17 protein-coding genes are annotated in these 21,274 nt (G+C 66.1%); 13 read left to right on the top strand and 4 right to left on the bottom strand.

Annotated elements, in window-relative coordinates; translation table 11 throughout:
- The first annotated feature begins 13 nt into the window (after positions 1 to 13).
- From ABV408_RS06200 to ABV408_RS06230, 7 genes are all read left to right on the top strand, one after another.
- The gene (locus tag ABV408_RS06200; protein WP_353981581.1) at positions 14 to 604 is read left to right on the top strand and encodes a DNA-3-methyladenine glycosylase I; all 591 of its coding nucleotides are present in this window, start codon (positions 14 to 16) and stop codon (positions 602 to 604) included.
- A gap of 268 nt (positions 605 to 872) precedes the next feature.
- Positions 873 to 2,123, top strand: a complete 1,251-nt coding sequence (locus tag ABV408_RS06205; protein ID WP_110714541.1) for a sarcosine oxidase subunit beta family protein — start codon at positions 873 to 875, stop codon at positions 2,121 to 2,123.
- A gap of 12 nt (positions 2,124 to 2,135) precedes the next feature.
- Positions 2,136 to 2,525, top strand: coding sequence for a sarcosine oxidase subunit delta (locus ABV408_RS06210; protein ID WP_106418260.1), 390 nt, complete (start codon positions 2,136 to 2,138; stop codon positions 2,523 to 2,525).
- The gene (locus ABV408_RS06215; protein WP_353981582.1) at positions 2,522 to 5,563 is read left to right on the top strand and encodes a sarcosine oxidase subunit alpha family protein; all 3,042 of its coding nucleotides are present in this window, start codon (positions 2,522 to 2,524) and stop codon (positions 5,561 to 5,563) included. The genes ABV408_RS06210 and ABV408_RS06215 overlap by 4 nt, the downstream gene beginning before the upstream one ends.
- Positions 5,556 to 6,236 (top strand): sarcosine oxidase subunit gamma, encoded by a 681-nt coding sequence (locus ABV408_RS06220; protein ID WP_110714539.1) that lies wholly within the window; start codon positions 5,556 to 5,558, stop codon positions 6,234 to 6,236. The genes ABV408_RS06215 and ABV408_RS06220 overlap by 8 nt, the downstream gene beginning before the upstream one ends.
- 96 nt (positions 6,237 to 6,332) lie before the next feature.
- Positions 6,333 to 7,199 (top strand): formyltetrahydrofolate deformylase, encoded by an 867-nt coding sequence (gene purU / locus ABV408_RS06225; protein ID WP_353981583.1) that lies wholly within the window; start codon positions 6,333 to 6,335, stop codon positions 7,197 to 7,199.
- A gap of 277 nt (positions 7,200 to 7,476) precedes the next feature.
- A complete protein-coding gene (locus ABV408_RS06230) occupies positions 7,477 to 8,466 on the top strand; it encodes a TerC family protein (protein WP_353981584.1) in 990 nt (329 codons plus the stop codon).
- On the opposite strand, the gene ABV408_RS06235 is transcribed toward ABV408_RS06230, so the two are convergent.
- Positions 8,435 to 10,087: an alkaline phosphatase gene (locus ABV408_RS06235; protein WP_353981585.1), complete on the bottom strand. Its 1,653-nt coding sequence runs from the start codon at positions 10,085 to 10,087 to the stop codon at positions 8,435 to 8,437. The genes ABV408_RS06230 and ABV408_RS06235 overlap by 32 nt on opposite strands.
- Before the next feature lie 297 nt (positions 10,088 to 10,384).
- Here ABV408_RS06235 and ABV408_RS06240 point away from each other — a divergent pair, with 297 nt between their 5' ends.
- Genes ABV408_RS06240 through ABV408_RS06250 form a run of 3 tightly spaced genes read left to right on the top strand, consistent with a single transcriptional unit; the run spans position 10,385 to position 12,001 of the window.
- A complete protein-coding gene (locus tag ABV408_RS06240) occupies positions 10,385 to 11,050 on the top strand; it encodes a dienelactone hydrolase family protein (protein ID WP_353981586.1) in 666 nt (221 codons plus the stop codon).
- Positions 11,051 to 11,071: 21 nt separating this feature from the next.
- Positions 11,072 to 11,704, top strand: coding sequence for a DUF938 domain-containing protein (locus tag ABV408_RS06245; RefSeq protein WP_353981588.1), 633 nt, complete (start codon positions 11,072 to 11,074; stop codon positions 11,702 to 11,704).
- A 57-nt stretch (positions 11,705 to 11,761) separates the two neighbouring features.
- Positions 11,762 to 12,001 (top strand): hypothetical protein, encoded by a 240-nt coding sequence (locus ABV408_RS06250; RefSeq protein ID WP_353981589.1) that lies wholly within the window; start codon positions 11,762 to 11,764, stop codon positions 11,999 to 12,001.
- Between the two features lie 266 nt (positions 12,002 to 12,267).
- Here the strand turns inward: ABV408_RS06250 and ABV408_RS06255 are convergent, their stop codons facing one another.
- Together ABV408_RS06255 and ABV408_RS06260 are read right to left on the bottom strand one after the other, a co-directional pair.
- The gene (locus ABV408_RS06255) at positions 12,268 to 13,683 is read right to left on the bottom strand and encodes a PhoH family protein (RefSeq protein ID WP_353981590.1); all 1,416 of its coding nucleotides are present in this window, start codon (positions 13,681 to 13,683) and stop codon (positions 12,268 to 12,270) included.
- Positions 13,684 to 14,037: 354 nt separating this feature from the next.
- The gene (locus ABV408_RS06260; protein WP_353981591.1) at positions 14,038 to 15,696 is read right to left on the bottom strand and encodes a peptidoglycan DD-metalloendopeptidase family protein; all 1,659 of its coding nucleotides are present in this window, start codon (positions 15,694 to 15,696) and stop codon (positions 14,038 to 14,040) included.
- Positions 15,697 to 16,206: 510 nt separating this feature from the next.
- On the opposite strand from ABV408_RS06260, the gene ABV408_RS06265 reads away from it, so the two are divergent.
- Positions 16,207 to 17,169: a LysR family transcriptional regulator gene (locus ABV408_RS06265; RefSeq protein ID WP_353981592.1), complete on the top strand. Its 963-nt coding sequence runs from the start codon at positions 16,207 to 16,209 to the stop codon at positions 17,167 to 17,169.
- 136 nt (positions 17,170 to 17,305) lie between these two features.
- Entirely contained in the window at positions 17,306 to 18,310 is a 1,005-nt protein-coding gene (locus ABV408_RS06270; protein ID WP_353981593.1) for a glutathione S-transferase family protein, read from the top strand.
- 29 nt (positions 18,311 to 18,339) lie between these two features.
- On the opposite strand, the gene ABV408_RS06275 is transcribed toward ABV408_RS06270, so the two are convergent.
- The gene (locus ABV408_RS06275; RefSeq protein ID WP_353981594.1) at positions 18,340 to 18,831 is read right to left on the bottom strand and encodes a YaiI/YqxD family protein; all 492 of its coding nucleotides are present in this window, start codon (positions 18,829 to 18,831) and stop codon (positions 18,340 to 18,342) included.
- 540 nt (positions 18,832 to 19,371) lie between these two features.
- Here ABV408_RS06275 and ABV408_RS06280 point away from each other — a divergent pair.
- Positions 19,372 to 21,087 (top strand): DEAD/DEAH box helicase, encoded by a 1,716-nt coding sequence (locus ABV408_RS06280; RefSeq protein WP_353981595.1) that lies wholly within the window; start codon positions 19,372 to 19,374, stop codon positions 21,085 to 21,087.
- Positions 21,088 to 21,274: the final 187 nt, after the last annotated feature.

Raw genomic sequence — 21,274 nt, forward strand, 5'->3', positions numbered from 1 at the left:
AAGAGAGCCGAGCATGACCGTACCCGACCCTGACCTTTCACGCTGCGCCTGGGCGCAGACACACCCGCTGAATGCCGCCTACCACGATGCCGAGTGGGGCGTCCCCGAGTACGACAGCCGGGCGCTGTGGGAGAAGCTGATCCTCGACGGCTTCCAGGCCGGGCTCTCCTGGCTCACCATTCTCAAGAAGCGCGACGCCTTCCGCGAGGCGTTCGAGGGCTTCGACCCCGAGCGTATTGCCGGCTACGACGAGACCGACGTCGAGCGGCTGCTCGGCAACGCCGGCATCGTGCGCTCGCGATCCAAGATCGAGGCGACCATCGGCAACGCCCGCGCCTATCTCGCCATGCGTGACAGCGGCGAGGATTTCGCCGACTTTCTGTGGAGCATGGTCGGCGGCCGCCCGATCCAGGACTCCATCGGCAGCGACGGTTCGGTTCCCACCCAGACGCCGCTCTCTGTCGATATCTCCAAGGCGCTAAAGAAGCGCGGCTTCAAGTTCGTCGGGCCGGTGATCGTCTATGCCTGGATGCAGGCCGTCGGCATGGTCAACGACCACGCCGAGGATTGCCATCGTCGCAAGCCCGTGGCTGCGATGGGCTGAATCGCTGCCCAGACCGGTCTTGCCGGTCGGATCGCCGCCTTGCCAGGCATGGCGGCGGCATTTCTGCTGTCTGCACGCTCGGATAGCGTTGTCCCCTCACGCCTCTCTTCGCCCCCTGTTGTCGCTAATCGTCAGGGTATGTCGCAAACGCACTCTAGCGTGACGTGGCAGAGCATCATGCTCCCCCGGGCGGGCGATACCATCGCGGAAAATCACCGCACGCCGACCGCGTGTCGCCACGGCGACGAGCGACGTAGAGAGGGTCCCCATGCAACGTTATTCCGGTTTCAGCCTGGTCAAACACGCGCTCAGCCACCACGAGAACTGGCAGCGCCATTGGCGCAACCCGGCGCCCAAGAAGCGCTACGACGTGATCATCGTCGGCGGTGGCGGCCACGGTCTGGCGACGGCCTACTACCTCGCCAAGGAGTTCGGCGTCACCAATGTGGCGGTGATCGAGAAGGGCTGGCTGGGTGGCGGCAATACCGCGCGTAACACCACCATCGTGCGCTCCAACTATCTGTGGGACGAGGCGGCACAGCTCTACAACCACTCCCTCGATCTGTGGAAGGGGCTGTCCCAGGATCTCAACTACAACGTGATGTTCTCGCAGCGCGGCGTGCTCAACCTGGCGCACACCCTGCAGGACATGCGTGACGTGCAGCGGCGGGTCAATGCCAACCGTCTCAACGGCATCGACAGCGAGGTGGTGACCCCCGAGCAGATCAAGGAGATCGAACCGGCGCTGGATATCTCCAAGAGCGCGCGTTACCCGATCATGGGCGCCTCGTGGCAGAAGAGTGCCGGGGTCGCGCGTCACGACGCGGTGGCCTGGGGCTTCGCCCGTGGCGCCGACGCGCTGGGCGTCGATCTGTTGCAGAACACCGAGGTGACCGGCTTCAAGATCCGTGATGGTCAGGTCTACGGCGTGCACACCAACCGCGGCGACATCGAAGCGCATACGGTGGGCTGCGTGGCCGCGGGCAACTCCGGCGTGCTGGCGAAGATGGCCGGGCTCAAGCTGCCGCTGGAGTCGCACCCGCTGCAGGCGCTGGTCTCCGAGCCGCTCAAGCCGATTCTCAACACCGTCACCATGTCCAACCACGTGCACGGCTACGTCAGCCAGTCAGACAAGGGCGACCTGGTGATCGGCGCGGGGATCGACGGCTATCTCGGTTACGGCCAGCGCGGCAGCTTCCCCACCATCGAGCACACCCTGCAGGCGATCGTCGAGATGTTCCCGATGTTCTCGCGGGTACGCATGAACCGGCAGTGGGGCGGCATCGTCGATACCTGCCCCGACGCCTGCCCGATCCTGTCCAAGACCAAGGTCAAGGGACTCTATTTCAACTGCGGCTGGGGCACTGGTGGCTTCAAGGCCACCCCCGGCTCCGGACACGTTTTTGCAGCCAGTCTGGCTAAAGGGGAAATGCACCCCATCGCGGCGCCGTTCTCCATCGATCGGTTCAATACCGGCGCCTTGATCGATGAACACGGCGCCGCCGGCGTGGCGCACTGAGGAGAGCACACCATGTTTCATATCTTCTGTCCCTACTGCCAGGAGTACCGCGAGGAAGAGGAGTTTCATCCCAGCGGTCAGGCACACCTCGTCCGGCCGGCCGATCCCGCCAGCGTGAGCGACGAGGAGTGGGGCGATTACCTGTTCTTCCGTGACAACCCGCGCGGTATCCACCATGAGATGTGGGTGCACCGCCTGGGCTGTCGCAAGTTCTTCAATATCACCCGCGACACCGCGACCTACGAGATTCTCGAGACCTATCGCATGGGCGAGCAGCCGAGCATCACCGCCGCCAACGCCGAGGTGCGCCGCGAGCAGGGCGTGCAGACCGCCGACGGCGGCTGGCAGACCGTGGGCGCACAGCCCGAGAACAGCCGGCTCAACGAGGAGACGCCGTCATGACCCAGTCCAACCGTCTCAATCAGGGCGGGCGCATCGATCGCTCTCGGCGGCTGTCGTTCACCTTCAACGGTCAGCAATACACCGGCTTCGCCGGGGACACCCTGGCCTCCGCGCTGCTGGCCAACGGCGTGGATATCGTCAACCGCAGCTTCAAGTATTCGCGTCCGCGCGGAATCACCGCCGCCGGGCCCGAAGAGCCCAACGCCATCGTCCAGCTCGGCGCCACCGAAGCCGCCCAGGTCCCCAACGTGCGCGCCACCCAGCAGGCGCTGTATGACGGTCTGGTGGCACGCGGTACCAACGGCTGGCCGAACGTGCAGCGTGACGTCATGAGCTGGGTCGGCAAGCTGGGTGGCAGCTTCATGCCGCCGGGTTTCTACTACAAGACGTTCATGGCCCCGGCCTCGATGTGGATGACCTACGAGAAGTTCATCCGCAAGGGCGCTGGCCTCGGTCGCGCGCCCACCGAAGCCGACCCGGACATCTACGACCATTTCAATCAGCACTGTGACGTGCTGGTGATCGGTGCCGGCCCCGCAGGGCTTGCCGCCGCGCTCTCCGCCGCCCGCGCCGGCGCGCGGGTGATCCTGTGCGACGAGCAGGAAGAGATGGGCGGTTCGCTGCTCGACAGCCGTGAATCGATCGACGGCGAGCCGGCCAGCGCCTGGGTCGAGCAGGCGGTCGCCGAACTCGGTGGCCTGGCCAACGTCACGCTGCTGCCGCGCACCACCGCCAACGGCTATCACGACCACAACTTCGTCACCCTGCACGAGCGGCGCACCGAGCACCTCGCCGATACCGCCGCGGGCGCCGGTCGCGAAGGTGAAGTGCGTGCACGGCTGCATCGGGTGCGTGCCGGCCGCGTGGTGCTGGCCAGTGGCAGCCACGAGCGCCCGCTGGTCTACGCCAACAACGATGTGCCCGGCAACCTGGTGGCGGGGGCGGTCTCCGTCTATATCCGCCGCTATGGCGTGGTACCGGGGCAGCGTCTGGTGCTCTCTACCAACAACGACCACGCCTACCGCGCGGCGCTGGACTGGCAAGAGGCCGGCCGCGAGGTGGTCGCGGTGGTCGACTCGCGGGCCAAGCCGGACGGCGATCTGGTCAAGCAGGCCCGCGACGCCGGTATCCGCGTCATCACCGGCAGTGCCGTGATGGAGGCCACCGGCAGCCAGCGCGTCAGCGGTGCCAAGGTGGTGGCGATCGATACCGAACGCTTCGTGGTGACCGGCAAGGTCGAGACGCTCGAGTGCGATACCATCGCCAGCTCCGGCGGCTACAGCCCGGTGGTCCACCTGGCCTCGCACACCGGCAAGCGCCCGCAGTGGCGCGATGACCTGCTCGGCTTCGTGCCCGGCGAGGTCAAGGGTATGCACTTTGCCGGCGGCGTTCATGGGGTCTACGCCCTCGGCGAGACGCTCACCGACGGCGCCGATGTGGGAGCCGAGGCGGCGCGTGCGGCGGGCTTCGAGGAGGCCGCGGCGATCGCGGTGCCCGAGGTCGCAGTGCGCCAGGAGTCGCCGACCAGCGCGCTCTACCAGATCCCCCATGAAAAGCCGCCGCTGCGCGCGCCCAAGCAGTTCGTCGATCTGCAGAACGACGTCACCGCGGCCGCCGTCGAGCTGGCGACCCGCGAGGGCTTCGAGTCGATCGAGCACGTCAAGCGCTACACCGCGCTGGGCTTCGGCACCGACCAGGGCAAGCTGGGCAACATCAACGGCATGGCGATCGCCGCGCGCTGCCTCAATCGCTCGATTCCCGAGGTGGGGACCACGGTCTTCCGTCCCAATTACACCCCGGTCAGCTTCGGCGCCATCGTCGGCCGCCACTGCCGCGATCTGTTCGATCCCGAGCGCTATACCGCGCTGCACCAGTGGCACGTGGAGAACGGCGCCGAGTTCGAGGATGTCGGCCAGTGGAAGCGCCCCTGGTACTTCCCGCGCCGGGTCAACGGCAAGCTGGAGACGATGCACGAGGCGGTGGCACGCGAGTGCCTCGCGGTGCGCCGCGGTGTGGGTATTCTCGATGCCTCGACCCTGGGCAAGATCGACATCCAGGGGCCGGATGCGCGCGAGTTCCTGGGTCGGGTCTACACCAACAAGTGGGCCAAGCTGGCACCGGGGCGCGTGCGCTACGGCCTGATGTGCAAAGACGATGGCATGCTGATGGACGACGGTACCACCAGTTGCCTGGCTGAAAACCACTTCCTGATGACCACCACCACCGGCGGCGCCGCCGGCGTGCTGGAGTGGCTGGAGCTGTGGCACCAGACCGAGTGGCCGGAGCTGCAGGTCTACTTCAACTCGGTCACCGATCACTGGGCGACCATGACCGTGACCGGTCCGGACGCGCGCAAGCTGATGTCGGAAGTGACCGATATCGACCTCGACCGTGAGCAGTTCAAGTTCATGGACTGGAAGGAGGGCAAGGTCGCCGGCGTCCCGGCGCGGGTGTTCCGTATCTCCTTCACCGGCGAGCTGGCGTTCGAGATCAACGTCCAGGCCAACTACGCCATGCACGTGTGGAAGGCGCTCTTTGCCCACGGCGAGAAGTACGACCTCACGCCCTACGGCACCGAGACTATGCACGTGCTGCGTGCCGAGAAGGGGCTGATCATCGCCGGTCAGGACACCGACGGCTCGGTGACCCCGGAGGATCTCGGCATGCACTGGGCGGTGGGTTACGACAAGCCGTTCTCGTGGATCGGCCAGCGCGCGCTGACGCGTCCGGACACCGCCCGCGAGGATCGCAAGCAGCTGGTGGGGCTCAAGCCCAAGGACCCCAAGGTGGTCCTCGAGGAGGGGGCGCAGATCGTGCTCGACCCCGAGCAGAAGATTCCCATGACCATGATGGGTCACGTCACCTCGAGCTATTACAGCCCGGTACTGGAGAGCGGCTTTGCGCTGGCGGTGCTCAAGGGCGGACGCAACCGGATGGGCGAGACCGTCTATCTGCCGATGTCCGACGGCAGTGTCCACCAGGCCGAAGTCGTGAGTACCGTCTTCATCGATCCCAAGGGAGAGCGCCAGAATGTCTGAAGCCCGTTCCGAAGCGAGTGTCGGCAACGCCGCCACTTTCGATACGCATCCGGGCGCCGACGCCGGCGTCACCCCCGAGTCGCCGCTGCAGTGGAGCCGGGTACAGGGGCGCGTCACCGAGGAAGGTGGCGCGGCCGAGCAGATCAGGGTGGTCGAACGGCCATTCCTCGGCCATCTGGTGCTGCGCGGCGGCGCCATCACCCTCGACGAGGCGGTGCGCGCCGAACTCGGCGTGAGCCTGCCAGGCAAGCCGCTGGGGTTGGTGCTCGACGCCGAGGGCAGTCGTTCGGTGCAGTGGGTCTCGCCGGACGAGTGGCTGGTGATCGTCCCCGCCGGCGAGGAGTTCGAGCTGGAGAATCGGCTGCGGGCGCGGCTGGGGGATGCCCACTTCGCCATCGTCAACGTCGGCGGCGGCCAGACTCTGCTGGAACTCTCCGGCGAGAAGGCACGTGAGCTGCTGATGAAGTCGGTCACCTACGACGTGCACGAGCATGGGCTGCCGGTGGGCAAGGCGGTAGGCACCGTCTTCGCCAAGACCAGCGTGGTGCTGCGGCGTCCCAGCGAAGAGCGCTTCGAGCTGGTGGTGCGGCGCAGCTTTGCCGACTACTGCGTGCGCTGGCTGCGGGATGCCGGGCGCGAGTACGGGCTGCGCGTGGAATCCGCGTCGCCCTGATCATCGAGCGCCCCCGTCATAGCGGGGGCCAGGCCCTGTCGAGACGCCCCGTTTGATCAACGTCTGGCATCTCGACAGCGCTCAGCGGGAGCCAACATGCACTCTGAGAACAACAGCTGGATTCTGTCCGCCCAGTGCCCCAGTCGGCTGGGCACGGTGGACGTGGTGACCCGCTTCCTCAAGGAGCAGGGCTGCTATATCACCGAGCTGCACTCCTTCGACGACTACCGCGGCGGGCAGTTCTTCATCCGCGCGGCCTTTCTGCCGGAGCAGCCCGATTTCAATGGCGACGACTTCCGCGAGCAGTTCACGGCGCGGGCGTCGGCGTTCGACATGCATTTCGAGCTGACTCCGCCGGACTATCGTCTGCCGGTGGTGATCATGGTCTCCAAGACCGACCACTGCCTCAACGATCTGCTCTACCGCTATCGGACCGGGCAGCTGGCGATCGACGTGCGTGCCATTGTCTCCAACCATCCGGATCTGGAGCCGCTGGCGGCGTGGCACGGGTTGCCCTATCACCATCTGCCGATCACCCCGGAGACCAAGGCGGAGCAGGAGGCCGAGGTGCGCCGGGTGGTCGAGGAGAGCGGGGCCGAACTGGTGATCCTGGCGCGCTACATGCAGGTGCTGTCGCCCGAGCTGTGCCACCACTTCGCCGGCCGTGCGATCAATATCCACCACTCGCTGCTGCCCGGTTTCAAGGGTGCCAAGCCCTACCACCAGGCCTACGAGAAGGGCGTGAAGCTGGTTGGCGCCACCGCCCACTACATCAACGACGATCTCGACGAGGGGCCGATCATCGCCCAGGGCGTCGAGGCGGTCGACCACGCCCACTACCCCGAAGATCTGGTGGCGCGCGGGCGCGACATCGAGTGTTTGACCCTGGCGCGGGCGGTGCGCTACCACCTGCAGAAGCGCGTTTTCCTGCACGCCGGGCGCACGGTGGTGCTCTCCGGCTGAGCGCGGCTCGGCTTACCCCGCCGGCCCCTGTCGAAAAGCTGAAAAAGCCCGTGTTTCCACGGGCTTTTTTACTTGCTACGCGATGCGCGGCGGGCGCACAATGCGCGGGCACGGAAGGGGAGTATTCCGCCGCCGGCGCCGCGTGCGCCGCCGGTCGATGATGTCGTCAGCACGGGCCACATTGCCCCGGGATCATCGGTTGTTCGGGCACCCAGCGGGTGCCGCGGCCAGCGGGAGAGACTTTCGGTGACGTTCACCGTCAACCGGAGGTTTCCTCATGCATGTCCCCCTGTGGGTCTGGCTGGCTACGATTGCCGGCATCGCTGCGCTGTTCGTCTTCGATTTCTACGCCCACGTGCGCAAGCCGCACGAACCCACCTTCCGCGAAGCGGCCTGGTGGTCGGTGTTCTTCGTCGCCCTCGCCGTGCTCTTCGGCGGCGGGCTATGGTGGGTCTGGGGGCCGCAACACGGCGCCGAGTACTTCGCCGGCTTCATCACCGAGAAAAGCCTCTCGGTCGATAATCTGTTCGTCTTCCTGATCATCATGTCCAAGTTCGCGGTGCCACCGGCCTACCAGCAGAAGGCGCTGCTGATCGGGATCGTGATCGCACTGCTGATGCGCGGCGCCTTCATTGCGGTGGGGGCGGCGGCGATCGCCCAGTTCAGCTGGATGTTCTACCTGTTCGGACTGTTCCTGCTGTATACCGCGGTTCAGCTGATGCGCGAGGGCGCCGGAGGCCACGACGCCAACGAGGAGTACGAGCCCAACGCCATCGTGCGCTTCGTGCAGCAGCGTCTTCCCGCCACCGATACCTATGATCGCGACCGCCTGATCACGGTGCAGAACGGCAAGCGCCTGGTGACGCCGCTATTCATGGTGGTGGTGGCCCTGGGCATGACCGACGTGCTGTTCGCGCTGGACTCGATCCCGGCGATCTACGGGCTGACCAAGGAGCCCTATATCGTCTTCACCACCAATGCCTTCGCGCTGCTCGGGCTGCTCCAGCTCTACTTCCTGATCGGCGGGCTGCTGTCGCGGCTGGTCTATCTGGGGATCGGGCTGTCGCTGATCCTGGCGTTCATCGGCGTCAAGCTGATCATCGAGGCGATGCACACCAACAATCTGGCGTTCATCAATGACGGCCAGCCGCTGCATCTGGTGCCGGAGATCCCGATCTGGCTGTCGATGACGATCATCGTCGGCACCCTGGTGGTGACCACCGTGGCCAGCCTGATCAAGAGCCGCGGGCAGCGCCAGACCGGCTGAGGGTCGGCGGCGCGGCATAGATCCGGTGCAGCAGCGCGCGGATCTGCGACATGGGAATGGCCGCTTCCGGCCCGGGCGGCAACGCACCGGGCCGGAAGCCGTTGTGCAAGAAGCCTGCGAGCAGCGCCGGGTCACCGCTGATCACGTGCAGTGGTACGTCCCTGCCCGGACGCGGGCCAATGATGCTCGGCGCAGCCTGGTGGTCGCCGAGGATCAGCATCAGCGTATGCTCGCCGACCTGGCGCTCGGCAAAGCCCGCCGCCGCCTGCAGGGCGTAGTCGATGGCTGGCGCATAGTGGGCGCGCATCTCCTCGGTGTTCTGCCACAGCGAGGCGTAGTCGTCGCCGGCGCCGGCCCAGCGCGAGAACACCTGGCCGTCGCCGACGCTGTCCCAGTCGACCAGCGTGATCACCGGTGACCAGGGGGCGTGGCTGGAGAGGGTGGCCAGTTCGGCGAAGGTGGCGCGCGACGACGGCCCGGTGGCGCTTGCCGATGCCGCATCCAGATAGTCGCCGACACGTTTCCAGGTGAACTGATCGGGCATGCTGGCCCAGCCCATCGGCGGGCCGCGGTAGCCGAGGCTGTCGGCGGTGTGGATGTCGTCGTAGCCGAGCTGGCGGCCTTCGGGCCAGTCGCGGACGATTCCCGGCATCACCGCCAGGGTGCGGTGGGCGCTGGCGGCGAAGTCGTCGACCAGGGTCGAGCGGTGGCGGTTGAGCATCAGCTCGAAGCGCAGCTGCGAGGTGATCGGCAGCCCGCTGAGCAGGGTGGCGTGGTTGAGCCAGGACTGGCCGCCCAGGGTCGAGGCGGTGACCCGGCCGGTGACCATCGACAGCCCGGACGCGGCCAGCTCTGACTCTATCCGCGCCAGGCGCGGGCGGATCTCGTCGGCGAACGGTTCGCGCTCGATCGCGGCGACCCCGTAGGACTCGATGAAGCCCAGCACCACGTCGACCCCTGCCAGCCCCGGCAGCGCCCGCGCGCCGGGATCGTTCTCGAGCTGGCCACCGAACGCCGCCAGCGCGTGGCGTGTCTCCATGGCGCGCTGCCACTCGAAGGTCACGAAGCCCAGCGCCGGGCTGCCGATACGCGTGGCCTCGAGGCGCCCGGCGTGCTGCAGCGCCAGGCCGCCGGCACCGAAGGCCAGCAGCGCTACCCCCAGCCCGCGCGGGAGTCGAGAGCGATGGCGCGCCGCCAGCAGCGTGCTCAGCGCCCAGCCCACCGCTAACAGCGTCAGGCCCAGCCCGCAGGTCACTGCCAGCGTCAGCGCCAGGCCAAGATTGGCGACCAGCAGCTCGATCAGGATCGGCAGCAGCGCAAGATCGGTATAGAGGTTGATCGAGCGCCCCTGCATCGCCTGCATCAGGCCGTCGCCGAGGGCGCCCAGGGCGATGCTCACGCCGAACAGGGCAACCCCGGCACAGGCCCATTGGCGCAGGCGTGACGGTGGCATCAGCAGGAGCAGGCCGAGCAGCAGCGGCGCCTCCAGCGCCAGCCAGTGGCGCGGCGGGAAGCCCGCCCAGGGGAGTTCGGGCGTGAGCAGCAGGGCGTTGAGCAGCAGCCACGCCAGCAGCAGGCGCCAGCCGGCCCTGGCGCTGGCCGACTTGGGGAAAAGCGTCATGATGCGTCCTGAATCCAGTAAGCGGGAAGTCTTGGCCCGAGCATAGCACCGGGGTCGCCTGGCCACGGTGGACGTGCAAGGTAATCGTCGCGGACAGGGTGGCCGCAGCCACGTTAGACTAGGCACCGTCTGAAAAGTACTGCGCTCGCCCATGCGGCGTTAAAAGTCGGCTCAAAGTGCTCATTTACACCTCGTAAACTCCGCGTTTTCGCCGATTTTTGCCTTGCCTGGCCTTCGCTCGTCGACTTTTCAGACAGCACCTAGCGCCCATCGAATTCACGCGACAGGAGACCCGCCATGTCATCCGCTCAGGAACTCATCGTCGAGCCGAGTCACGGCCGCGCCGCCGACGCCTGCGTCATTCTGCTCCACGGCCTCGGTGCCGACGGCCACGACTTCGAGCCGCTGGTGCCGGCGCTGGGCCTGGATGCGACGCTTTCGGTGCGCTTCGTGCTGCCCCATGCGCCGCAGTTGCCGGTCACCGTCAACGGCGGCATGAGCATGCCGGCCTGGTACGACATTCTCGAGATGAATCTGGGGCGGCGGGTCGATGTCGCTCAGCTGCGCGCCTCCGCCGAGCGGGTGCACGGCCTGATCGAGGCGCAGATCGCTGCCGGCATCGACAGCCGGCGCATCATCGTCGCCGGTTTCTCCCAGGGCGGTGCGGTGGCCTACGAGGCGGCGCTGTCGTGCCCGCATCCGCTGGGCGGGCTGCTCGCGCTCTCGACCTACTTCGCCACTGCCGACAGCATCGCCCTGGCCGAGGAGAATCGCCAGCTGCCGATCGAGGTGCACCACGGCAGCGCCGATCCGGTGGTGCCCGAGGCGCTGGGCCGCGAGGGCGCCGAGCGGGTCGAGGCGCTGGGCTACCCGGTGAACTATCGCACCTACGACATGGGCCATAGCCTGTGCCCCGAGCAGGCCAGCGATATCGCGGCCTGGCTCCAGGCGCGGCTGGGCTGAGCGGGTATCGCGATGCACAGCATGGACGATATCGGCGGCGCAGCCGACGACCCGCGGCTATCGAGTCCGGCGGCGCAGCGCAATCGCGGGCCCATCGCCGAGATCCTGCGTCAGCTGCTGCCGGCCCGCGGCAGTGTGCTGGAGATCGCCAGCGGCAGCGGCGAGCACGCCGTCTATCTGGCCGAGGCGCTGCCCGGCCTGCGCTGGCAGCCTTCGGACACCAGCTCCGAGGCGCTGCGCTCGATCGCCGCCTGGCGCGCGCACGCCGCGCCGCCCAACCTGCTGGCGCCGCTGGCGCTCGATGTCACCGCCGAGTGGCCGGAGATCGCGGAGCTGGCCGCGGTGTGTGCCTTCAATCTGGTGCATATCGCGCCCTGGGCGGTGGCCGAAGCGCTGTTCGCCGGCGCCGGCCGCCAGCTGCCGCCGGGTGGGCTTCTGGTGCTCTATGGGCCGTTCAAGCGCGCCGAGACGCCGCTGGCCGCGAGCAATGCCCGCTTCGACGAGGCTTTGCGCGCGCGCGACCCGCGCTGGGGTATTCGCGATCTGACGGCGCTGGAAGCGCTGGCCGCCACGGCCGGGCTGGGGGCGCTGCAGGTGCACGAGATGCCGGCCAACAACCTCTGCCTGGTGTGGCGCCGCGCCGCGCAGGCCTGAGCGCCGCGAGTCGACTACACTGAAGTTCATTCCCGACGGCCGACAAGGAGTAACGCCGTGTCAGACTTTTCCGTGGAGTTCCGGATGCCCAAGGGTTGCCCCAACTGCGGCAACCACATGATGAAGGTCTCCCAGGCCAAGCAGCCCGATGATCGGGTCTTCTGCACCTCGTGCAATACTGACGTGTGCGCCTGGGACCAGGCCGAGCGAATCCTCGACGAGACCCCGCGCAGCGAGTCCGAGCAGTTGATCGAAGATGTGATCAATAATAAGAAGCCCGATACCGACGACGAGTGAGAGGGTGTTTACAAAATGTCTGCGCTCGACGATACGGCGTTGAAATCGACCTCAAAATGCTCATTTACCCCGTGTAAACTCCGCTTTTTCGTCCGATTTCGCCTTGTCTCGTCTTCGCTCGCCGAATTTGTAAATACCCTCTGAGGGCGTGATGCTCTCTGCATGAACGAAGAGCCCCGGCCTCAGCGCCGGGGTTCTTCGTTTATCGGGATTCGTCTTTGGCGGGAGCGGCGGGGGCGAACCCCCGCCGTCTGGTCACATCCGGGTTACAGCAGCTCTTCGGCCGCCAGCGCCAGGCGCGAACGCTCCACGCTCTTGAGCGTGATGTGTCCGGCATGGGGCCAGTTGCGGAAGCGCTCGACCACTGCGGCCATGCCGCAGGTGTTGGCGGTGAGGTAGGGCGTGTCGATCTGGCCGACGTTGCCCAGGCAGACGATCTTGGTGTTGCGCCCGGCCCGGGTGACCAGGGACTTGAGCTGTTTGGGGGTGAAGTTCTGGGCCTCGTCGATGATCAGGAAAGTATCGTTGAGGGTGCGCCCGCGCATGAAGGTGGGTGAGCGGATCTGCACCCGCGAGCCGATCAGCTGACGCGTGGCGCCATCGCTCCAGCTGGTCGAGCCCTCGCGCTCGTCGCGCAACAGGTTGTCCATGTTGTCGTGGAAGGCACCCATCCACGGTGACATCTTCTCCTCCTCGGTGCCGGGCAGAAAGCCGATATCCTCACCCATGGGGATGGGGGCGCGGGTGAAGACGATGCGTTCGAACTGCTTGGCGTCCAGCGTCTGCTGGAAAGCCGCGGCCAGGGTCATGAAGGTCTTGCCGGTACCTGCGCTGCCGGCGAGGGTGATGAAGTCGATCTCCGGGTCCATCAGCAGGTTGAGGGCGAAGTTCTGGCGGCTGTCGTGGGCGTGGACGCCCCAGACGCCGTCGTGATGGCGGTAGTTGGTGAGCAACTGCAGGGTGGCACGGCGGGGCGAGTGGCTGCGCACGATCGCCTCGAAGTCGGCGCCGTTGTCGCTGTCGGAGACCAGCATGCCGACATGCCAGTCCTCGGGGATGGTGCCTTCCAGATGGTAGAGGGTGTGCCCCTCGGCACGCTCGACCATCACTTCGACATCCAGCGACTCCCACAGGCCATGGCCGTCACGTCCGGCGTCGGCATAGACCTTGGCGCCCTCGATCATGGCGTCGAGATCGTCGAAGGCCTTGTCGCTGAGGTAGTCCTCCACCGGCACCTTGAGCGCGGCGGCCTTGACCCGCAGGTTGATGTCCTTGGTCACCAGGATGACCGAGGCGTCCGGGCGGTCGCGGCGCAGGCGACAGGTCTCGGCGAGAATGCGGTTGTCCGGAGAGTTCTCCAGGGTCTCCAGCGGTTCCAGATCCTGATAGCAGAGGAAGCGCAGGCGGCCGGCGGGGTCGCCGCTGGCGCGCGGGATGGGAATGCCTTGCTGAATCTCCTCGGGGGTGACGTGGGCGGTGAGGTCGGAGAGTGTGCGACTGATCTGACGGGCGGTGCGAGCGATCTCGCGCATGCCGTTCTTGTGCTTGTCGAGCTCCTCGAGCACGGTCATGGGGATGACCACATCATGCTCTTCGAAATGGTAGAGGGCTGCGGGGTCGTGGATCAGGACATTGGTGTCCAGTACGTAGAGCCTGTTCGCTTTCTTGTCGATACGCACCATCGGCAAAAGCACTCCTGTGAGTTCAAGGCTTCTCGACCCTGACAGAGTGCCGTGACAAGTCGATGTCGGGCAGGGAACTCCGTCAGTGCCACTATCGTGTCGGACGCAAGAACGGTGTCGGCGATACCTCCCTGACGTAACGGAGTCAGTCTCAGAATGAGCCCAAGCGGCGCAAACTTCTACCCCCCGGGATACGGAAATTATCGGTGCCCCCGGGATAGGTCCGCTGGCGTGACGCGGGCCGGTGCATTTTTTACCCCAGGCAGACAGCAAAAAGCCCCGCACTGGGCGGGGCTTTTTCGAGGCAGGGCTTTTCTGGTATTGGCCATCAGTCTTGTGTTGGCCACCGACTGATCAGATGTTGTCGTCGCCGCGCTGGGTCTTCTGCGGGTTGACCTGGGCGATGGCCGGTTCGTCGCCGTTGCCCTGATCGAGCTTGGCCAGCAGGTTTTCCGACTGACGCTTGAAGGCGGCCAGCGCCTTGCCGGTCAGCTTCTGCGAATCCGGCAGCTTCACGCGCATGGCGTCGACCTGGCGGTTGTTGACCAGGATCTCGTAGTGCAGGTGCGGCCCGGTGGTGCGTCCGGTATTGCCGGAGAGCGCGATTTCCTGACCCATCTTGACCCGGTCGCCGGGCTTCACCAGCGCCTTGCTCAGGTGCAGGTAGCGGGTGACGTAGCCGTTGTCGTGACGGATCACGATGTACCTGCCGGCGAGCGGATGGTTGACCACCTTTTCGACCCGGCCGTCGGCGGGGGCATCGATCGGGGTGCCGCTACGCATGGCAAAGTCTGTGCCCTTGTGCGGGCTGATTCGACCGGTGACCGGATGATGTCGGCGCAGGTTGAACGGCGAGCTGATCCGGTAGTGACCCTGGAAGGGGTAGCGATCGAAAGCGGGATCGAGGCCGTTGCCGTCCGGGGTATAGAAGTGGTCGTCGGCGCTGTTGCGCACCACGGTCAGATCCATGCGCTGGCCTTCGTACTTGGCGGCGAGGATCTTGGAGTCCAGCGACTGGCCGTCGATCATGTCGGATTCGACCAGCACCTGGAAGTGATCGCCGGCGCGGGCGTCGCGGCGGAAATCGAGCTTCTTCGAGAGCACGTGAGTCAGTTCGGAGACCTCGGCACTGGAGAGCCCGGTGGACTGCGCCGAGAGCGCGAAGGAGCCGCTGACAGTACCGCTGAACATGCGCTGGGTGGCCTCGCCGGCTTTCTCGATCGGCGAGTAGGCGAACTCGGCGGTCTCGCTGTCACGCTCGATCAGATAGCCGTCGCGGGGGTTCTTCATCACCCGCAGGGCCAGTAGCTGGCCGTTCTCGTCGAGCTTGTAATCGAAGGTACGACCGACGCGCCAGCGGGTCAGCACCTTCTTGTCCGGTACCGCGCCGAGGATCTGGGTCACGTCGCTGTATGCCAGCCCCAGGGTGCGCTCGGCGGTCAGGGCAAAGGAGTCGCCCGGCTGGATGGTGTAGCTCTGCCACTCCGGTACGTACTGCTCATGCGAAGCGATCTCGCTGCCGAGCTCGGGATTGCCGCTGGGATCGAGCGCCCCATCGGAAGTCCAGTCCTCGTAGGAGGTGCCGCCGATATCGTCGTCGCTGTCGCTGTCGGCGGCGAAATCATGGCCGCTGGCGCCCAGCGCCAGAGCCGACTTGAGGGCCGTGGCGGCGAGCAGCGGGGTGGCGGGAGCGGTGGTCGAGCCGGTGCCGGTCGCGGCCGGGGTGCTGGCTGCGGGGATATCCTCGCTGGCCTGCGCCTGGGGAATCAGATCGACGTCCATCACTTCCAGCGGCTTCAACTGCGCCAGTGGAATATCATCGGAAAGACGCTGGAGCGTCGAAGGACCGTCCGCAGGATCATGATCGCCAGCCGAGGCGATGATCGACTGCGAAATCGTGGCGGTCGAGGCGACGGGAATCGGTGTCTGCGCGGTGTCGGCGTGGTCGAAGACGCCGATGATCTTTTGCGTACCCAGCACGGTGACCATGGTGGCGACCGGAAGCAGCAACACTTTATGAGTGCGGGGTAGCGAATGGAAAATTCGCAGCATGAAGGTGAAGGCCCGAGTAAAAAAGGTGACAAACTAATATAAAGGCTCGGGAACCATACCCCATGGGGGTATTAATTGCCTAGTCTGTATTAATGTACAGCATCGGATCCCAGACGCCATGGGACGCGGAGAAGAGTGCCCCGGTGTCAAGCAGATGTTTTGCAGCCTAACTTTCCAGGCCCGGAATAGCCCCGCTTTGCGCAGCGATTTGCACTAATATGGTGCAATAAAAACGTCGCTATTTCGCGCCAATGGTGCCGCGTAAAACCCTTGTATCAGTTTTCGATGACACCGAAAAATCTCTGCCGGGAAGTGCTGGAAGGGCTCGTCCGATACGGATGCCCGCGGCCACAGTGTACGGGCCGAATGGCCGCGCGCAATGGGTTTCTCGATGCCTGTGACGAGGTAAACTGGTGGGGGCGCGGCTTCCCTGCCCGGGCCCATGAGCGTTTTTCAGCCGGAGATGAGCGCATGCCGAGAGTGACCTTGCTGCAGTGGCAGATGCTGGCGGCAGTGGCCGACCATGGCGGGTTCGCCAAGGCGGCGGAGGCGATCCACAAGAGCCCTTCGACGCTCAACCATGCGATTCACAAGATCGAGGAGCAGCTGGGTGTGCGGCTGTTCGAGCCCAAGGGGCGCCAGGTGGTGCTGACCGAGGCCGGGGAGATGCTGCTGCGCCGCGCGCGCCAGCTGATCGAGAACGCGGCGCTGCTCGAAGATGTCGCCGAGCGCCTCGCCGGCGGCCTCGAGGCGGAGATCACGCTGGCGGTGGATCAGATCTTTCCCGGCTGCGCGCTGGCCGAGGCGCTGACCCGCTTCTCGGCAGCCTATCCCCACGTGCGCGTGCAGCTGCACGAGACCGTGCTCAACGGCGCTGTCGAAATGCTGTACGAGTCGCGCGCCGACCTGATCATTTCGGGCTTCAGCCCGCAGGGCTTTCTGGGGCAGCCGCTGGTGGACATTCCGTTCATCGCCGTGGCTCACCCCGAGCATCCGTTGCACAGCCTGGGGCGGGCGCTCGATCTGCGTGATCTGGAAGGCCATCGCCAGTTGGTGGTGCGTGACTCCGCCGTACGCCACCGGCTGGACGCCGGCTGGCTGAAGGCCGAGCAGCGCTGGACTCTCTCGCATCTCTCTACCTCCATCGACATGCTCGAGCGTGGGCTGGGCTTTGCCTGGGTGCCGCAGACGCGTATCCAGGCGGCGCTCGACGGCGGCCGGCTGAAGGCGCTGCCGCTGCGGGTCGGTGGTATCCGCTATGCCTCGCTGCAGATCGTCCACCGCGATATCGATGGCGCCGGCCCGGCGACTCAGGCCCTGGCCCAGGCGCTGATCGAGGCGACCGTCACCAGCTGCCGCGACGCCGAGCAGTTACTACTGCAGGAGGACGCGGGGGCGCACCAGGTGCCGCTGGCCGACCAGACTGCGCATTAAGGTTCGTCTGCGCCGAACGGTGGCAGCGAATTTATCCGCTCGATATTCGATTCCGGCCCTCTATGCTGAAGGCGAATCATGCTTAAAGCGAATCGCGTGCGCGGCGCGCCGGGAATATCGAAACAGGGAGAGACGCATGGGCCTGTTGGTCAACGGTGAATGGCAGGACAAGTGGTACGACACCCAGAGCCACGGCGGAGAGTTCGTGCGCGAATCCGCCAAACTGCGCGACTGGGTCACGGCCGACGGTGAAGCGGGGCCGGATGGGCAGCCGGGGGTGCCCGCCGAGGCCGGGCGCTTCCATCTCTATGTCTCGCTGGCCTGCCCCTGGGCCCACCGGGCGCTGATCATGCGTAAGCTCAAGGGTCTCGATGATCTGATCGGGGTGTCCCACACCAGTCCGCTGATGCTCGACCAGGGCTGGTCCTATCACCGCGACGAAGGGTCCAGCGGCGATGCCGTCAATGGGGTCGAGTACCATCATCAGCTCTATACCCTGACCGAGCCGCGCTATACCGGACGGGTCACCGTACCTGCGCTGTGGGACAAGCAGCAGGGTCGGATTCTCAACAACGAGTCGGCGGAGCTGGTGCGCATGTTCGACTCGGCCTTCGACGGGCTCACCGGCAATCGGCTCGAGTTCTATCCGGAGGATCTGCGCGAGGTGATCGATGCGGTCAATGCCGACGTCTACGACAACGTCAACAATGGCGTCTACAAGACCGGCTTCGCCACCGAGCAGGCGGTCTACGAGAAGCATTACGAGGCGCTGTTCGCTTGCCTCGACCGGCTCGAGGCGCGTCTCGCCGAGCAGCGCTATCTGGCCGGCGCCTGGCTGACCGAGGCCGACATTCGCCTGTTCACCACGCTGATCCGCTTCGATGCGGTCTACTTCGGCCACTTCAAGTGCAACCGGCGGCGGATCGAGGACTACCCGCAGCTCGCCAACTATCTGCGCGAACTCTATCAGTGGCCGGGTATCGCCGAGACGGTCGACTTCGACCACATCAAGCGCCACTACTATTACAGTCACGATACCATCAATCCGACGCGCATCGTGCCGCGGGGGCCGCAGCTGGATCTCGAGCGCCCCCATGACCGCGAGCGGCTGGAGGGGCACGGTATCCGCGAACGCGCCTGATACCGCGCTAGCGAGTCAGGTGTGGCGTATTACCTATGGCGCCGCAACCAGCGGTCCAGCGCATTGGCGAACTCACGCCGCTCGGCGTCGCCGTAGGCGTCGGGGCCGCGGGTCTGCTCGCCGCTGGCGCGCAGCGTCTCCAGGAAGTCGCGCATCTGTACCTTGGCTCGCACGTTGTCGGCACTCAGTGGCTCTCCACGGGTGGTCATGACATCGGCGCCGCGCTCGATCACCTCCTGGGCCAGCGGCAGATCGCTGGTGATCACCAGATCGCCGGGGCGTACCGAGGCCGCGATCAGGTCGTCGGCGGCATCGAATCCGTGGGCCACGCTACGCGCCTTGACCCAGACCGAGGGCGGCAGCGGCAGGGCGTGGTTGGCGACCATCCAGGTTTGGGTGCGGGTGCGCTCGGCGGCGCGCAGTATGATCTCGCGGGCTGCCCGCGGGCAGGCGTCGGCATCGACCCACAGGGTCACGGCGGATGTCTCGTCCGCGCGCTCTTCGGGTATCTCTTGGATCATCGGCGCTTCTCCTGGAGCCGGGTGACGGGCAGCTGCGATTCTAGCGGTGATAGGCCGCGCACTCACCTCTCGATGACACCTCTCGATGGCACCTCTCGATGACAAGGCGCCGCAGAAGAAGCCGTAGAAGAAAGAGGGGGGGTAGAAGAAAGAGAGGTGATGTAGGAAATTTACGATCATGGTGGAGGTGGCGCTTCACCCATGGTATAGTTGCGCTTCCTCGCATGTGTTGACCCCACCATCCTGCCGATATGTCTGCAATCCACGCCATCGACCCGTGAGTCGATGCCACTACCGGACGTATCTCGTGTACGACGCACGGCGCAAGCCGACTTCTGCGTCCGGATGCAACGATGGCGCGCTTTTATCGATCGATGACTCTCACGATCGGGCGCAGCAAGGTCGCCACAGACGTCTCCGACTCCGGCACTCGCGCCGGCTCGGTGACAATGCCAGGTGCGACCGGTGTTGGTCGGGCCACAAGCCCGCGGCACCATGACATTTTCGCCGGTACCTCCACCGGCCACTCCAAGGTGTGAAATGACCTCGACTGTAGTTGCGACGCCAAGCTTTGGCGATCTGGCGCTATTGCCGGAAGTACTCTCTGCCCTCGATACCCTGGGCTACGAAACACCATCCCCGATCCAGTCGCAGACCATCCCTGCGCTGCTGGACGGCCGCGACGTGCTGGGCCAGGCCCAGACCGGCACCGGCAAGACCGCTGCTTTCGCGCTGCCGCTCTTGAGCCGTATCGAGCTCGAGCGGCGTGAACCTCAGGTGCTGGTACTGGCACCGACCCGCGAGCTGGCCCAGCAGGTGGCCGTCTCGTTCTCCAAGTACGGTCAGAATCTGAAAGGTCTCGAGATCGCCACCCTGTGTGGCGGTCAGGAGTACCGTGAGCAGCTGAGCGCACTCAAGCGCGGCGCTCAAGTGGTGGTCGGCACGCCGGGCCGGATCATCGATCACCTGGATCGTGGCAGCCTCAAGCTGGAAGGGCTTTCCGCCCTGGTGCTCGACGAAGCCGACGAAATGCTGCGCATGGGCTTCATCGACGACGTCAAGCGCGTGGTCGCCGATGCCCCCAGCGACTCCCAGCGGGTGTTCTTCTCGGCCACCCTGCCGAGCGAGATCGAGCGTATCGTCAACCGCTATCTGGTCGATCCGGTCAAGGTGGCGATCGAATCCAAGGTCAGCACCGGCGAGAACATCGAGCAGCGTGTGGTCCGGGTCGAAGGCCCGAGCAAGCTCGAAGCGCTGGCGCGTATCCTCGAAGTCGAGCCGGTCGATGCCGCGATCGTCTTCGTGCGCACCCGTGCCGCCTGCACCACGCTGGTCGAGCAGCTGACCGCGCGCGGCGTCAACGCCGCCGGCCTCTCCGGCGACCTCGACCAGAGCCTGCGCGAGCGCACCATCACCCGTCTCAAGCGCGCCAAGGTCGACGTGCTGGTGGCCACCGACGTGGCGGCGCGTGGCCTCGACGTGCCGCGTATCACCCACGTGGTCAACTACGATCTGCCGCAGGATTCGGAAGCCTACATCCACCGTATCGGGCGTACCGGCCGTGCCGGCCGTGACGGCGTGGCGATCACCTTCGCCGGCGGCCGCGAAACGCGCAAGGTGCGCTGGGTCGAGCAGGCCACCGGCCAGCCGATGACCGAGATGCCGCTGCCCGACGAGAACGCCATCCGCGCCCATCGCGACGACCGCTTCAGTGCGCGTCTGCTCGAGATGCTCGAAGCCGGTGCCGGCCAGCAGCGTGAGCTGATCGAGAAGCTGGTCGCAGAGGGTCACGACCCCATCGATCTGGCCGCCGCCATGGCGACCCTGGCACGCGCCGGTGAAGCCCCGATCGGGCGTATCACCGCCGGCCCTGCGCGCCGCGACAACCCGCGTGACGGTGGCCGCGATGCCGGCCGCGAGCGGGGCCCGCGCCGCCGCGACAGTGCCCCGCGTGAAGGCATGACCCGCTATCGTGTGTCGGTCGGCCATAAAGATGGCGTCAAGCCCGGCCAGCTGGTCGGTGCGCTGGCCAACGAAGGCGGTATCGAAGGCGCCCGGATCGGTCGTATCGACATCCGCAACGCCTTCTCGGTGGTCGAGCTGCCCAGCGGCCTGCCCAGCACCATTCTGGCCAAGATGGCACGTGCTCGGGTCGCCGGTCGCTCGCTGGAGATCGCCGAAGATCAGGGCGCGCCGGAGCGTGCACCGCGCCGCCGTAACGACGGCGATGCGCCGATGCGCCGCTCGCGCGCCTGATCGTAGGCACTGCCGGTCCCACGCCGCCCCTGATCTCAGGGGCGGCGTTTTTGTGTGCGCGCCCCGCACATTTGCGGGGTAGTCGTCGCCGAGCCTCGCGCCCGCCGCCACCGGCTTTGGCCATGGTCGGACAGCGACCAATGATCATGGTGTGCAATAATCGTTTCTGTTCGCTGAATCGAGACAG

This window comes from Salinicola endophyticus, from assembly GCF_040536835.1.
GTDB classification, from domain to species: domain Bacteria; phylum Pseudomonadota; class Gammaproteobacteria; order Pseudomonadales; family Halomonadaceae; genus Salinicola; species Salinicola endophyticus_A.

What these genes read in the sequence shown, in the direction of transcription:
- ABV408_RS06245 (WP_353981588.1), top strand. Translation starts at nt 11,072, where the DNA reads ATGGACGATATCGGCGGCGCAGCCGACGACCCGCGGCTATCGAGTCCG.
- ABV408_RS06255 (WP_353981590.1), bottom strand. Translation starts at nt 13,683, where the DNA reads ATGGTGCGTATCGACAAGAAAGCGAACAGGCTCTACGTACTGGACACC.
- ABV408_RS06240 (WP_353981586.1), top strand. Translation starts at nt 10,385, where the DNA reads ATGTCATCCGCTCAGGAACTCATCGTCGAGCCGAGTCACGGCCGCGCC.
- ABV408_RS06215 (WP_353981582.1), top strand. Translation starts at nt 2,522, where the DNA reads ATGACCCAGTCCAACCGTCTCAATCAGGGCGGGCGCATCGATCGCTCT.
- ABV408_RS06235 (WP_353981585.1), bottom strand. Translation starts at nt 10,087, where the DNA reads ATGACGCTTTTCCCCAAGTCGGCCAGCGCCAGGGCCGGCTGGCGCCTG.
- ABV408_RS06230 (WP_353981584.1), top strand. Translation starts at nt 7,477, where the DNA reads ATGCATGTCCCCCTGTGGGTCTGGCTGGCTACGATTGCCGGCATCGCT.
- ABV408_RS06200 (WP_353981581.1), top strand. Translation starts at nt 14, where the DNA reads ATGACCGTACCCGACCCTGACCTTTCACGCTGCGCCTGGGCGCAGACA.
- ABV408_RS06275 (WP_353981594.1), bottom strand. Translation starts at nt 18,831, where the DNA reads ATGATCCAAGAGATACCCGAAGAGCGCGCGGACGAGACATCCGCCGTG.
- ABV408_RS06270 (WP_353981593.1), top strand. Translation starts at nt 17,306, where the DNA reads ATGGGCCTGTTGGTCAACGGTGAATGGCAGGACAAGTGGTACGACACC.
- ABV408_RS06205 (WP_110714541.1), top strand. Translation starts at nt 873, where the DNA reads ATGCAACGTTATTCCGGTTTCAGCCTGGTCAAACACGCGCTCAGCCAC.
- ABV408_RS06220 (WP_110714539.1), top strand. Translation starts at nt 5,556, where the DNA reads ATGTCTGAAGCCCGTTCCGAAGCGAGTGTCGGCAACGCCGCCACTTTC.
- purU (WP_353981583.1), top strand. Translation starts at nt 6,333, where the DNA reads ATGCACTCTGAGAACAACAGCTGGATTCTGTCCGCCCAGTGCCCCAGT.
- ABV408_RS06280 (WP_353981595.1), top strand. Translation starts at nt 19,372, where the DNA reads ATGACCTCGACTGTAGTTGCGACGCCAAGCTTTGGCGATCTGGCGCTA.
- ABV408_RS06265 (WP_353981592.1), top strand. Translation starts at nt 16,207, where the DNA reads ATGCCGAGAGTGACCTTGCTGCAGTGGCAGATGCTGGCGGCAGTGGCC.
- ABV408_RS06210 (WP_106418260.1), top strand. Translation starts at nt 2,136, where the DNA reads ATGTTTCATATCTTCTGTCCCTACTGCCAGGAGTACCGCGAGGAAGAG.